General features: G+C 74.0%; 10 protein-coding genes. 7 read left to right on the top strand and 3 right to left on the bottom strand.

Annotated features, from left to right (window positions below; genetic code table 11):
* Window positions 1-48: 48 nt before the first annotated feature.
* Window positions 49-873 (bottom strand): MHYT domain-containing protein, encoded by an 825-nt coding sequence (locus tag ACFVYX_RS14605; protein WP_389681692.1) that lies wholly within the window; start codon window positions 871-873, stop codon window positions 49-51.
* Between the two features lie 151 nt (window positions 874-1,024).
* Between ACFVYX_RS14605 and ACFVYX_RS14610 the strand changes: the two genes are divergently transcribed.
* The 7 genes from ACFVYX_RS14610 to ACFVYX_RS14640 all read left to right on the top strand — a co-directional run bounded on the left by ACFVYX_RS14610 (window position 1,025) and on the right by ACFVYX_RS14640 (window position 11,309).
* A complete protein-coding gene (locus ACFVYX_RS14610) occupies window positions 1,025-1,666 on the top strand; it encodes a class I SAM-dependent methyltransferase (RefSeq protein WP_389681693.1) in 642 nt (213 codons plus the stop codon).
* 386 nt (window positions 1,667-2,052) lie between these two features.
* Window positions 2,053-2,391, top strand: coding sequence for a hypothetical protein (locus ACFVYX_RS14615; protein WP_389681694.1), 339 nt, complete (start codon window positions 2,053-2,055; stop codon window positions 2,389-2,391).
* Between the two features lie 129 nt (window positions 2,392-2,520).
* Window positions 2,521-3,507 (top strand): hypothetical protein, encoded by a 987-nt coding sequence (locus tag ACFVYX_RS14620; RefSeq protein WP_389681695.1) that lies wholly within the window; start codon window positions 2,521-2,523, stop codon window positions 3,505-3,507.
* Window positions 3,508-3,663: 156 nt separating this feature from the next.
* Window positions 3,664-5,547, top strand: coding sequence for an HSP90 family protein (locus tag ACFVYX_RS14625; protein WP_389681696.1), 1,884 nt, complete (start codon window positions 3,664-3,666; stop codon window positions 5,545-5,547).
* A gap of 2 nt (window positions 5,548-5,549) precedes the next feature.
* Window positions 5,550-8,486, top strand: a complete 2,937-nt coding sequence (locus ACFVYX_RS14630; protein ID WP_389681697.1) for a hypothetical protein — start codon at window positions 5,550-5,552, stop codon at window positions 8,484-8,486.
* 306 nt (window positions 8,487-8,792) lie between these two features.
* Window positions 8,793-9,812, top strand: coding sequence for a hypothetical protein (locus ACFVYX_RS14635; RefSeq protein ID WP_389681698.1), 1,020 nt, complete (start codon window positions 8,793-8,795; stop codon window positions 9,810-9,812).
* Window positions 9,813-9,932: 120 nt separating this feature from the next.
* Window positions 9,933-11,309, top strand: coding sequence for a tannase/feruloyl esterase family alpha/beta hydrolase (locus tag ACFVYX_RS14640; protein ID WP_389681699.1), 1,377 nt, complete (start codon window positions 9,933-9,935; stop codon window positions 11,307-11,309).
* 25 nt (window positions 11,310-11,334) lie between these two features.
* Here ACFVYX_RS14640 and ACFVYX_RS14645 read toward each other — a convergent pair whose 3' ends face one another.
* Together ACFVYX_RS14645 and ACFVYX_RS14650 are read right to left on the bottom strand one after the other, a co-directional pair.
* Window positions 11,335-11,880 (bottom strand): MOSC domain-containing protein, encoded by a 546-nt coding sequence (locus ACFVYX_RS14645; protein WP_389681832.1) that lies wholly within the window; start codon window positions 11,878-11,880, stop codon window positions 11,335-11,337.
* Between the two features lie 86 nt (window positions 11,881-11,966).
* Window positions 11,967-13,055 carry a fatty acid desaturase family protein gene (locus ACFVYX_RS14650; RefSeq protein WP_389681700.1) on the bottom strand — a complete coding sequence of 363 codons (1,089 nt, stop codon included), beginning with the start codon at window positions 13,053-13,055 and terminating at the stop codon, window positions 11,967-11,969.
* Window positions 13,056-13,160 lie beyond the last annotated feature (105 nt).

Raw genomic sequence — 13,160 nt, forward strand, 5'->3', positions numbered from 1 at the left:
TCGTGGGTGCGGTGGGTCCCGCGGGAGGGCGGGGCCGGCGGAGTGGGGTCAGGTCGTGGGTGTGCGGGCGGTGCGGAAGCCGGGGGGCGCCACGTCGACGGCGCGCTCGTCCGGCTCGGTGAGACGGCCGGCGGAGTCGTAGGCGGACCGCTCCCCGGCCGTCGGGGAGAGGGCGACGAAGGCGGAGGTGATGAAGAGGTACGAGCCGAGGCCGACGGCGAGCGGGAAGATGAACTGCATGACCGTGGCGCCCGGCAGGGGCGCTCCGGAGGGGACCACCTCCACCCGCACGGCGAACATGCCCGTGTAGTGCATGCTGCTGACGGCCGCGCCCATCACGAGCGACGCGACGGCCACGGCCGCGGGCGAGTGGATGTGGAGGGCCGCCCACAGCGCCGCGGTCGCGGCGACGACGGCGATGAGGACCGAGAGGCCGACGAGGACGGGGTCGTAGCGGACCTCGCCGTGGAGCCGGAGTGCCGCCATGCCCATGTAGTGCATGCTCGCCACGCCGACGCCCGTGGTCAGACCGCCGATCAGGAGCGAGCGGACCCGGTCGCGTCCGTAGCCGACCGCGAACACGCCGGCGCCGACGACGGCCATGGCGATGAGGAGGCTGAGGATGGTCAGCGGTACGTCGTAGCGGATGTCGGTGCCGGTCACGCCGAAGCCGAGCATCGCCACGAAGTGCATCGTCCAGATGCCGGTGCCGAGGGCGGAGGCCGCGGTGAGCAGCCAGTTCCGCCGTGAGCGGCCGGTCGCGTCGAGCGCTCGTACCGTGCAGCGCAGCCCGAGGGCGGCGCCGACGCAGGCCATCGCGTACGACAGTGCAGGTGTCAGCCAGCCGAAGGTGGCGTGGTCCAGGTGTCCCATGGCTCACGGACGCTAGTGCGCAGAGGGGGGCGCACCGGGGGCGCATTTCGAAAGCTGATGGAATATGACAGAGAGATGATCCCGAACGATCGCGCCGGGCTCGAACGTGCACACAGGACGTTCACACCTCCGGGTACGGAATCATGAGCGCATGAGCGATGACCCCACACACGTCCGAGAGTTCTTCGGCGCCCGAGCCGCCGACTGGGACAGCCGCTTCCCCGACGACGGTCCCGCCTACGCGGCGGCCGTGGCCGAGATCGGCCTGCGTCCGGGCGACGCGGTACTCGACGCGGGCTGCGGGACCGGGCGGGCCCTTCCGCCGCTCCGCGCCGCCGTCGGCCCCTCGGGGACCGTGCTCGGCGCCGACCTCACGCCGGAGATGCTCGAACGGGCGCTCCGCTCCGGGCGCGGCGGAGCGACCGGCACCGCGGCGCTGCTGCTCGCCGACGTCGACCGTCTGCCGGTGCGCGACGGCGCGCTGGACGCCGTCTTCGGGGCGGGTCTCATCTCGCACCTCGCGGATCCCGTCGCGGGCCTGCGTGAACTCGCCCGTGTCGTACGGCCGGGCGGCCGGCTCGCGCTGTTCCACCCGATCGGCAGGGCCGCCCTCGCGGCCCGCCACGGCCGGAAGATCACACCGGACGACCTGCGCGCCGAGCCCCGGCTGCGCCTCGTGCTCGCCGAAGCGGGCTGGCGGCTCGTCAGCTACGTCGACGAGGACACGCGGTATCTGGCCATGGCCGTACGCGCGGACCGAGGCGCCATGGCTTCCGGCCCGGAGCACCTGTGAATCCCGGCCCCGGCCCGGGTCCCGGTCCGGCAGGAAGGTGTGCGGGGCCACCGGCTCCTGCTCCGCGCTCCTGATCCGTACGCGGATCGCGCCCCAGGACGTCGTGACGCACGACAGTCACGCGCGCTGTGTCAAGGGCCTGGCCGCGGGCGCGGTCGACGCCGTCACCACCGACGACGCTCTGCCGGCCGGCCTCGCCGCTCAGGACGGGTCCGGGGGCGAGGGCCCTCCCCCTCCTGTCGGCGGCCACTCCCCCAACCCGCGACTGGCCCACCGTCTCCGGCGCGTCTTCGTGACCGCTACGGGTCAACGCACCCTTCTGTCCCGGCACTTCACTGTCTACGGTGGACGTACCGGGCAGTCGTGCCCGGGAGAGGCGGTGCGGGGTGGCACGGATTCCGGAAAGACTGCGCAGGCTGCTGCCCTCCGCCCGGCGGGCGCCCGAGGTCAAAGCACCGGCGGCGCCACCGCGCCACCGGCAGGGGCACAACCTGTTCGAGGCGGCGGCGGACTACGTGGCCGCGTGCGCCGAGGACGACGCGGCCCGGGCAGAGGAGGCGGCGGGCCGGGTCTCCCCCGGCATGCTGTCGTTCGGCGTCAACGAGCTGGCCTGCCGGGCCCTTCTCACCCTGGCCCGGGAGAGGAACGAGTCGCCGACCGCGGTGGCCCGGTCGCTCCTCGGCCTCCGGGACGACCGAGCGGGACGTCCGGCGGGTGACGCCTGAGGCCACCGAAAGACGATCCGGCCCGCGTCCCGTCGGGCGAAACGACCGTGGAAACCCGGTGGAGGCGGTGTCATTGGGTCCGCTTATGCTGCACCGGACTCATACACGGGGCCTGGGGAGGGCGCGGCGATGTTCGGCAAGGTGTTCGGCAGGGGTGCGGAGAGACCGGCGGCGGATCCGTACGCCCTTCCCGCCCCGCGCAGGCAGAGGAACGGCGTGTACACCTTGCGCGCGCTCGGCGACACGCGGGTCCTCGCCCTGGTGGAGGCGGCCGACGCGGGTGAGTGGGAGGCGGTCAAGGAGGCACTGGTCCCCTTCGACCTCGGCCGCGACCACCATGTCCTGGGTGAGCTCGCCGACATGGACGGGGTGCAGCACTGGATCGGGCGGGCCGTCGAGGAGGACAAGGAGCACCGGGCGACCGCCCTCCTGATCTCCGGGGCGCGCCACATCACCTGGGGCTGGGAGGCGCGCACCGCCGCGCGTGCCGTGAACGTCACGCAGGAGCAGTGGCGGGTCTTCCACGAACGGCTCCACATCGCCGAGGAGCAGCTCCTCGAAGCCGCGGAGGCACGGCCGGAGTGGGTCACGCCGTGGCGCCGTCTTCTCACCTCCGGTCGCGGCATGTCGCTGGGTCCCGCCGTCAACGAGGCCCGGCTCGACGCGGCGCTGCGCCGCGACCCGCTGGACGTGGAGAGCCACCTCGAGTGGGTGTCGCAGCTGCAGCCCCGCTGGGGCGGTGAGCCCGGCCGGGCCATGGCGTTCGCGCGTGACGCGTTCGCCCGGGCGCCGCAGGGGCACCGGATCGGCTGTGTGATCGCCATGGCGCACATCGAGGACTGGGTCGAGTCGGACCAGGAGGACTGCCTCGTGAACCCGGCGATCCAGGCCGAGCTGCGCGGCGCGGCCGACCACAGCATCCTCCACCCCGCCTACGTGCGACGGCCGGGCTGGCAGTACGACTTCAACATGTTCGCCATGGCCCTGTCGCTCGCGGGTGAACGGCACACTGTCCGGCGGGTGTTCCAGGCGCTCGACGGTGCCTACGCCCCTTGGCCCTGGACCTACTTCGCGGAGCCCGAGAAGGAGTTCGCCCGCCACCACCGGCGCGCCTGAACCCCACGCCCGCCACCAACGGCGGGGCCTGGACCCTCGCCCGCCACCACCGGCGCGCGCCCGAACCCTTCGCCCGCCATCACCGGCCGCCTCAGCGCGACGCCGCGCCCCCGGACCCGCCCGTAACCCGCCGCTTCTCGCACCCCGGACTGCCCCATGACTCCTGCCGACACCGCCGCGACCCCGGCCGGCGCCGACCGCACCTTCCAGGTGGATCTACGCGGCCTCGTCGACCTCCTCTCCCACCACCTCTACTCCAGCCCTCGCGTCTACCTGCGAGAACTCCTGCAGAACGCGGTGGACGCGCTCACCGCCCGGCACGGCCTCGAACCGGGCGCCCCCGCCGACGCCTTCGGCATCCGTCTGCACGCCGACGGCTCGGTGGTGCGCGTCGAGGACGACGGCGTCGGTCTCACCGAGGCCGATGTGCACACCTTCCTCGCCACGATCGGCCGCAGCAGCAAGCGTGCCCTGGAGGGCTCCGCGGCCGAGCCCGTCCGAGGCTGGGGAGGGATCACCGAACAGCGCGGCGACTTCATCGGCCAGTTCGGCATCGGCCTGCTCTCCTGCTTCCTGGTCGCGGACGAGATCCACGTCCTGAGCCGTTCGGCGAGGACCCCCGACGCACCCGCCGTGGAGTGGCGGGGCCGGGGCGACGGCAGCTACACCGTCCGCACGCTGCCCGCCTCCGCCCACCCCCGGCCCGGCACCACCGTCACGCTGACGCCGCGCGCCGACGCGGGCGAATGGACCCGGCCCGCGAAGGTGCACGCGCTGGCCCGGCACTTCGGCTCCCTGCTGCGTCACCCGGTGACCTTCGACGACGGCACGGGCGGCACCGGCGTACCCGTCAACCCCGAGCCCGCACCCTGGACGCGTACGTACCCCACCCCGGGGTCCCGCTCGCGCGCCTTGGCCGCGTACGGCGAGGAGGTCTTCGGGTTCGCTCCTCTGGACACCATCGAGCTGGACCTGCCGGCCGTCGGTCTGAAGGGCATCGCGTGCGTGCTGCCCGAGGCGGTGCCGGCCGGGCGCCGACACGGCCACCGCGTGCACGTCAAGGGCATGCTGCTTTCGGAGCAGGCCGAGGAGATCCTGCCCGAGTGGGCGTTCTTCGTGCGCTGCGTCGTCGATGCCGAGAGCCTCCGCCCGACGGCGTCCCGCGAGTCCCTGTACGAGGACGACACGCTCGCCGCCGTCCGTGACGCCCTCGCCGAGCGGCTGCGCGGATGGATCGCCCGGGCCGCCGCAAGCGATCCGGATCTGCTCGCCCGCTTCCTCCAGGCCCACCACCTGGCCGTGAAGTCGCTCGCGGTGCACGACGACGAGATCCTTCGGATGCTGCTGCCCTGGCTGCCGTTCGAGACCACCGACGGGCACACCACCCTGGACGAGTTCGCGCGCACCCATCGCACGGTGCTCGTGACGTCGAGCGTGGAGGAGTTCCGGCAGGTCGCGGCGATCGCCTCGGCCGCCGGGCTCGGCGTCGTCAACGGCGGTTACACCTATGACCGCGAGCTGGTCCACCGGCTGCCCGAGATCCGGCCCGAGGCCAACGTCGCCGACCTCGACCCGGCGACCCTCACCGCCCATCTGGACCCCGTCGACCGGGACACTGAACTGGCCGCCGCGGCCTATCTCGCCCTGGCGCGCGACGCCCTCGCCGTCTTCGACTGCGATGTGGCGCTGCGCACCTTCCAACCCGCCTCCGCCCCCGCCCTCCTCGTCGACAGCCGCGAGGCCCGGCACGAGCGCACCCGCTCCCAGCTCGCCCGTGAGCAGGAGGGCGGTCTGTGGGGCGACATCCTCGGTGCCCTGCGCCAGGAGGCCCCGCGGGCCCAGCTGATCCTCAACCAGCTCAATCCGCTGGTGCGCACCGCCGTCGCCATCGACGAGCCCGAGCTGGCGTGCACCAGCGCCGAAGCCCTCTACGGGCAGGCCGCGCTGCTGTCCCGGCGGCCGCTGAGGCCCGCCGAGTCGAGCCTCATCAACCGTTCCTTCCTCGATCTTCTCGCCCACGCCCTTCGCAAGGACAGCTGACGATGTCGACCGCACCCCGCCCCCAGAGCACGGACGAGCTGTACCAGGCGCTCAAGGAGAACGACCGGCGCCCCTACGGCCGCACCCGGACCGTCACCGCCGAGGAACTGGTCGAGGCGGCCGAGCAGTTCGCGGAGCCGGTCCCGCTCGTCCACGCGCTGTTCGAACTCCAGGAGGCGTACACCTACGGCTCCGAACCCCGTAAGTCGCCCGTCGTCTTCGCCCGGCTGCTCACCCTCTTCGACGAACAGCCCGACGTCTTCGACGAGCGGATGCGCCACACGCTGTTCTGGCGGTTCAAGTGGGTGGCCAACGCCCTGCGCGCGCTGCCCGAGGTTCCGCTGAACAGCCTGCGCCAGTGGCTCACGGAGATGCGCGACCGGTACGAGCGGGCCGGCCTCGGCCTCCAACCCTTCTACGGACAGGCGTACCAGCTGGCCGCTCACCGCGGTGAGGACACGACCCTCGCGTACGAGCTGTGGGCGGGCCGCACCCGCACCCGGCTGAGCGACTGCGAGGCCTGTGAGATCTGCGAGCGCGCCCTCCACCACCTCGCGGCGGGCGACGACGAACGGGCGCTGCGCGGCTGGGAGCCCGTACTGGCCGGGACGGAGTCCTGCCAGGAGGAGCCGGCCCGCTCCGTCTCGTACGCGCTGCTGCCCCTGCTGCGCACCGGTCGCACGGACCGTGCCCGCGAGCTGCACCTGGCCGGCTACCGCGCCTGCCGCCGCAATCCCTCGATGTCCGGTGAGGTCGGGCGGCACCTGGAGTTCTGCGCGCTGACCGGCAACGAGGCGCGCGGTCTCGAGCTGCTCGGGGAGAACCGGAACCTGTTCGAGGAGGTGGACTCGCCGCTGGACGTGCTCGACTTCCTCACCGGCGTGGAGGTCCTCCTGCGGCGCGTGGAGGACCTCGGTCACGGCGGTCTTCCCGCCGCCGGATACGCGGGCCGCACCTGGACGGTGACCGGTCTGCGCGCCGAGGTACGGAACCGCGCCGACGACCTCGCGGCCCGCTTCGACGCGCGGAACGGAACCACGGCCCACACCGACCGCCGCGGGGTCCGCCTCGACCGCGCCCCGCTCCTGGACGCGCTGGAACTGACCCTGCGCACCCGCGGCCTCGACGACGTGACCCCCGCTGCTCCGGCCACCGCGCCCGCCGCCCGCTCGGCCGCGGCCGAGCCCGAGTCCCTGCCCGGACTCGTCGCCCGGGCGCGGGCGCTGGACGCGCAGGGTCACCCGGACGCGCAGGCCTGCTGGGCACGGCTGCGCGCCCTCGTCACCGCCCGTGACTACGTCCACCCCGACGACCCGGCCGTCGGGTCGCTCGTACGGCTGCGCGCGGATCTCCTGGCCGACGAGGCGAGCCGGGTGGGCGACGGCGACCGCGAACTCGCCGCCGCCCTGTACGAGGAGGCCGCGGGTCTGTACGAGGACGCCGGAGAGCCGGGGGACGCGGCGGTCGAGCGCGCCGCCGCCCTGCTCACCGCCACCGAAGTCGCCGTGGAGGATGCCGAGGGGCCGGAGGCGAAGGCGGGCGCCTTCACCGAAGCCCACGAGGCCGTGGTCCGCCTGCACGAGGAGACGCCCGGTCTCGCCCCGCACCAGGAGGCCCGTCTGCTGCGCATGCGGGCCACCGCGCTCGGCCTGCGTCTGCAGACGTCGAGGAGCGAGGAGCACGTCGCTCCGGTCCTCGCCGAGGTGGACCTGCTCCACGCGTTCGCCACGCGGCACGATCTCGCCGGGCAGGTGTCGCACGCCCTGCTGCTGCGGGCCAGCACCCATGCCATGTCCGGGGACCTGCCCGGCGCGGTCACCGAGATCGACGCCCTGCTCGACCGGCTGAAGACGGACGGCCCCGCCTGGCACCTGCCGCGCACGCTCGGGCTGCGGGGCCGCCTCCAGCTCGGCCTGCGGGACGCCGGGGCCGCGCACGCGGACCTGTCCGAGGGCCTGCGCCTGGCCGCCGACTGGCCGGCCGACTCGGTCGACTCCTCCCGCCTCCTCGGCGACCTGGGCGAGGCCTGTATGCACCTGGGCCGCCCGGAGGAGGCACTGCGGCATCTGACCCGCTCCGCCGAGCTGGAGCTGCGCCGGGGCAACCGGACGGACGCGTTCTGCGCCTACAGCAACGCGGCCCAGCTCAGCCTGGACCTGGGCCGGATCGAGGACTGCATCGCCCTGCTCGACTCCCTCCTGGCCGAACCGGACGTCGCCGCCGGGGAACTGGACGACCGGCTCGTCGCTCAGCTGCGCCTGACCCGCGCCCGCGCGCTGCACGCCGGGGAGGACCTGAAGGCCGCCACGGCGGAGTTCGTCGCCCTCGCGGCCGAGTCGGCCGACTGGGACGACGACCCGGGGAGCCACGCCATGATCGCCGGGGAGACGGCCACGCTCCTCGGTGAGTCCGGCGACTTCGGCCGGGCCCGCAAGGTCGCGGACCAGGCACTCGCCGCTCACGCCCGGGCCCCGCGCTACGAGCAGCTCAGCAACTGCCTGCGCGAACTGGCCCGCCTCCAGGCTCAGCAGGGCGGCCCCGAAGGCCTGCCGGGCGCCCTCGCCTTCCTCGCCGACGCCGGCAGGGTCGCCGACGAGGCCCGTGCCGCCGCGTACGAGGCCCACGGCCGTTCCCTGGACACCGCCCTGGCCTACGAGTACGGGAGGGTGAACGCCTTCGCCGGTGAGTACGAGGATGCCCTGGCCGCCCTGGAGAAGGCCCTCGCCCTGCTCGGTGAGCCCGGACCGGAGGACGACCGCGCCGGCGAGTGGGCCGAGTGCGTACGGCTCGCGGGTGCGGTGGAGGGCCTGTATCTGGAACGCCCCGCCCCCGCCCTGACCCGCGTCGACGCGGCGGTCTCCCGACTGACCGCCCTCGGCCGCACCGAGGAGGCGGAGCCGCTGACCGCCCTGGCGGGCAGGCTGCGCGACGAGGCGTAGGACGGCGGACGCCGAGCCGGTCCGGGTCGGGTCGGGTCGGGTCGGCACGGCTTCGGCGGACGCGGAGCCGGCCCGGTCGACGCGCATACGGCGGACGCCGAGCCGGGCCCGGTCGGCACGGCTTCGGCTGACGCGGAGCCGGGCGCGGCATACGGCGACCGCGCCCGGCGACGCGCGCGGGTGGGGCACCTCCCCCGTGGCGGCGCGGGGGCGGGCGTACGGCGACGCAGGTCACGGCGCCGGGCTATGGACAGGTCTCCCTCCTCCCCGGTTAAGGTGCGCCGACGACCGGATGGGGAGGCATGCGTGGCTGGGACGGACCCGATCGCCGAGGCCGTCGGCGACGCCGACGCACTGTTTGTGCTGACGGCGGCGCTGCTGACGCCCGCGCGCTTCCCGAGCGTGCTCGGTGACGACTACCCGGCCGCCTGCGCGGCGCTCGGTCTCGAGCCGTACGGCGAGGGATACGGGCTCGTGTTCGGCCAGGACGGGCTCGGGGCCCGCTGGACGGTCGTGGTCGACGACGTGTCGCTCGTCGCGGTCGCCATCTCCTCCTGGGACTGCGGCATGGCCTACGACCTCTCTCCCGACGAACGCTCGGTGGTGACAGGGCTGCCGGGGTGGCCGCTCGACGTGGCGTCCCGCGCTCCGGGTGTACCGGCCCCGCACGACCCGGAGCCGGAGGAGGGCGACCCCGCCCCGCTCGTACCGCCCTCCGGCGAGGAGTGGGGACCTGCCCAGCGCCGCCTCGGCGCCGATGAGGTGGCCCGGCAGTGGACGGCCTGGCGGGCCCAGGTGACCGACGCGCCAGGGGCCGGTGACCGGCCGGCGGACCCGTCCGCCGCAGCGGAGCCGTCCCCTTCTGGGGCCCCGTCCACGTCCACGACAGCGGATCCGGCGACGGCGGCATCCGACTCCCCCGCGGCTCCGGTGGCGGCGGCGCCTGCCTCCCCGGCGGATCCGGTGGCGGCACCGGCCGCCGGGGCGGCTCCCGGCCCTGCCGTGAGCGGCGCCGAGGATGCGGCCGCCGCGCCGGCCGGCGCCGGCCGTGACCCGTACGACGGCGTCCGCAGGGTGCTCGACGAGCTCCAGGGGTATCTGGACCAGCCGCCGCCGGTCGGGCGGGTGCGGTCCGACGCCGGCGAGAGCGAGGGCGTGCGGACGCTGCGCGCGGACGGCCCCGGCTGGTCGCTCGTGGCCCGCGCCGACGACATGGCGTTCGTGCTGCTCGACGAACTGCCGGGCGAAGTGCTGCCCGTGGCGCGGGGACCGCGGCTGCCCGCGCTCCTCGAAGGGCTCGACGCGATGGCCGTGCGCCCGTCCTGAACGCCTCTCGGCCCCATGGAGCGAGGGCCCGAGGTGTGGTCCGGGACCATGGCCCGGTGGTGGGGGTGCGCCGCACGATGTGGCGCCGCACCCGTTCCCTCGTCCCATCGGAGGCCCACCATGCGCCTGTTGCCAGGCGTCTCCCTGCTCGCCGCGCTCCTCACGGGAGTCACCGTCCTCGCCCCCGTGGGCCCCGCCGGGGCGCTGGAACGGACCGCCGCGCACTGCGCGCGGCAGGACCGGCTCCGGGTGCCCGGTGCCGAGCACCAGCGGTCCGCCTGCCTGGACGATCTGACGACTGCCGGGCTCGCCGGCACCCCGTACACCGATCCGGCGGACCAGGCCGGTCTCGCCGCCCGGGGGACGCGTCACCCCTCGGGGGTGCCGGGCGTCCAGATCGACGGTTACTTCCCCGACGACTCACGCCTCAACGCCACCCACGGCTGGGCCCATGACGCGCAGTTCGTCATCCGGCTGCCCGACCGCTGGAACGGCGGGCTCGTCGTCACCGGCGCGCCGGGCACCCGGCGTCAGTACTCCACGGACGCGCTCATCTCCGACCGGGTCCTGGCCCAGGGCTTCGCCTACGCCGCCACCGACAAGGGCAACACCGGGCCGGACTTCTTCACCGACGGCCGGGGGCCGGGCGACGCGGTCGCCGAGTGGAACCGGCGGGTGACCGAGCTGACGAGGGCCGCCAAGAAGGCCGTACGGCAGCGTTACGGCCGGGCCCCGGAGCGCACGTACATGACCGGGATCTCCAACGGCGGCTATCTGACACGCTGGCAGCTGGAGAACCGGCCCGAGCTGTACGACGGCGGCGTCGACTGGGAGGGCGTGCTCTGGACGGCGCGCGGCCCCAACCTCCTGACGAGTCTGCCGGTGACGGTGGCCAGGTCGTTCGGGCAGGCCTCCGAGGAGGACATGGTCGCGGCGGGCTTCGCGCCGGGGTCGCGTTTCCTGTGGCCGTACCACGAGCGGGCGTACTGGGGACTGACGCAGAAGATCTTCCGGGCCGAGTTCGACCCCTCGTACGATCCGTCCTGCCCCGGCACGACGGCCGGCGGGACGGTCGAGCGGATCTTCGCGCCCTGTGCCTCGGACGCCTCCTACGACTATGCCTCCCGGCCCGCGTCCGTCCATCGCGCGGTCGCGGAGATCGCGCTCACCGGACGGATCGGCAAGCCGCTCATCACGCTGCACGGCGACCTGGACACGCTGCTGCCCGTCTCCACCGGCTCCGACGTGTACGCGCGAATGATCGACGGGCGGGGCCGGGGCGGGCTGCACCGGTACTACACGGTGCGGGACGGGACGCACACCGACGGCCTGTACGACACGTATCCGGACCGGCTGCGTCCGATCCTGCCGTGCTACCGCTCCGCGTTCGACGCTCTGACCCGCTGGGTCGAGGAGGGTACGGCGCCGCCCGCCGACCGGACGATCGCGCGGCCGGCGAGCGGGGACGTCGTCAACTCCTGTGCCCTGGCGGAGTGATCCCCGCACACCGGTCGTTCGACGCTCAGACCCTTTCCAGCGGGCGGTGCGGCCCCTCGGGCAGCTCGGCACGGACCGGGTCGCCGGGCCGCACCTCCCCACCGGTGAGGACGATGCCCATGATCCCGGCCTTGCGCACGATCTCGCCGTTCTCGTCACGGCCGAGGACCCGCTTGAGCAGTCCCTGCCGGAAGCCGTCGATCTGCGCGCAGGGGTTGCGCAGTCCGGTGACCTCGACGACGGCTTCGGCGCCGAGGTGCAGGCGGGTGCCGGTCGGCAGGCCGAGGAGGTCGATGCCCCGCGTCGTGACGTTCTCGCCGAGGTCCCCCGGGGCGACCTCGAAACCGGCGCCGGCGACCTCGTCGAAGAGTTCGGCGTGGATGAGGTGCACCTGGCGCAGATTGGGCTGCGTCGGGTCCTGGGCGACGCGGGAGCGGTGCTTGACCGTCACGCCCGCGTGGACGTCGCCCTCGACCCCGAGCCCGGCGAGGAGGGTGATGCCCTCCCGGTTGGGCTTGGTGAACGAGTACGTGCCGTTGCTGCTGACCGCGGTGATCGTGCCGACGCTCATGGCGAGGAGTTCCCCTTCTCCGCTCTCCGGCGGCCGCATCCCGACCGCCGGACCGATGATCACACCGTAGGTGATCGTCCCCGACCCTACTCGGCCCACTCGGAGCGCAGCGGTGCGCCCACGTCGTGCAGGTGACCGAGGGCCTGCCGGTACGAGTCCACGAAACCGGTCTCCGTGTACGGCACTCCCAGGGCGGCGCAGTGGGCGCGGACCGCCGGCTGGGCGAGACGGAGGTGGGGCCGCGGCATGCTCGGGAAGAGGTGGTGCTCGACCTGGTAGTTGAGCCCGCCGAGGAACCAGTCGGTCAGGGCGCCGCCCCGGATGTTGCGCGAGGTGAGCACCTGGCGCCGCAGATGGCCCCAGCTGTCGCCGTCCGCGTGCTCGTCCGGCCGCTCCATGCCCTTGTGGTTCGGGGCGAAGGCCATGCCGAGGTGGACGCCGAACAGCATCTGGTGGACGAGGGCGAAGACCAGGGCCTGGACGGGGGTGAGGAGGGTGAGCAGCAGGGCCGTGTATCCGGCGAAGTGGGCGAGGAGCAGGGCGCCTTCGACGAGCCGCTCGCGCCGGGTGCGGCAGGGGCCGTTCCTCGACAGCAGCGCCTGGACCCCGTACACCTTCAGCGCGATGCCCTCGAGCGTCGTCAGCGGGAAGAACAGCCAGGCCTGATGGCGGGTGAGGAAGCCGCGCAGGCCCTTGCGGCCGGCCGTCTGGTGCTCGGCGAAGACCAGGATGTCGGCGGCGACGTCCGGATCCTTGTCGAGGTGGTTGGGGTGGGCGTGGTGGCGGTTGTGCTTGTCGTTCCACCACTCCCGGCTCATGCCGAGGAGGAGGTTGGCGTGGACGAGCTGGACGATCCGGCTGATCTTCCGGTTGGCGGTGATCTGGGCGTGGCCGGCGTCGTGGCCGACGAAGGCGACGCGGGCGGAGAGCAGCGCGAGGGGTACGGCGAGCGGCAGCGCCCACCAGGAGGGGCCGATGAGTGCCAGCCCGGTCACCACGGCGGCGATGCCGAGGAGGTTGGCGGCGATCCCCCGGGCGTACCAGCCGGGGCGGTGTTCGAGGAGCCCCTGTTCCCTCACCGTCCGCAGGAGCGGGGTGAACTCGCTGCCGCTCCTGACGCGGCTGGGCGCCGCGGCTGGGGCGGCGGCCGGGGTCAGGACGGTTGCCTGGGACATGGCGGGCTCCGGTTTCTGTCGGTCGGGTGCGGGGACGGTGCGATCGGTGGGCGCCTACCGAGAACCTACGGATCCGTGATCGTCCGGGGCCATGGCGTCACCACC

It is taken from the genome of Streptomyces sp. NPDC058326 (assembly GCF_042879855.1).
Lineage (GTDB): Bacteria > Actinomycetota > Actinomycetes > Streptomycetales > Streptomycetaceae > Streptomyces.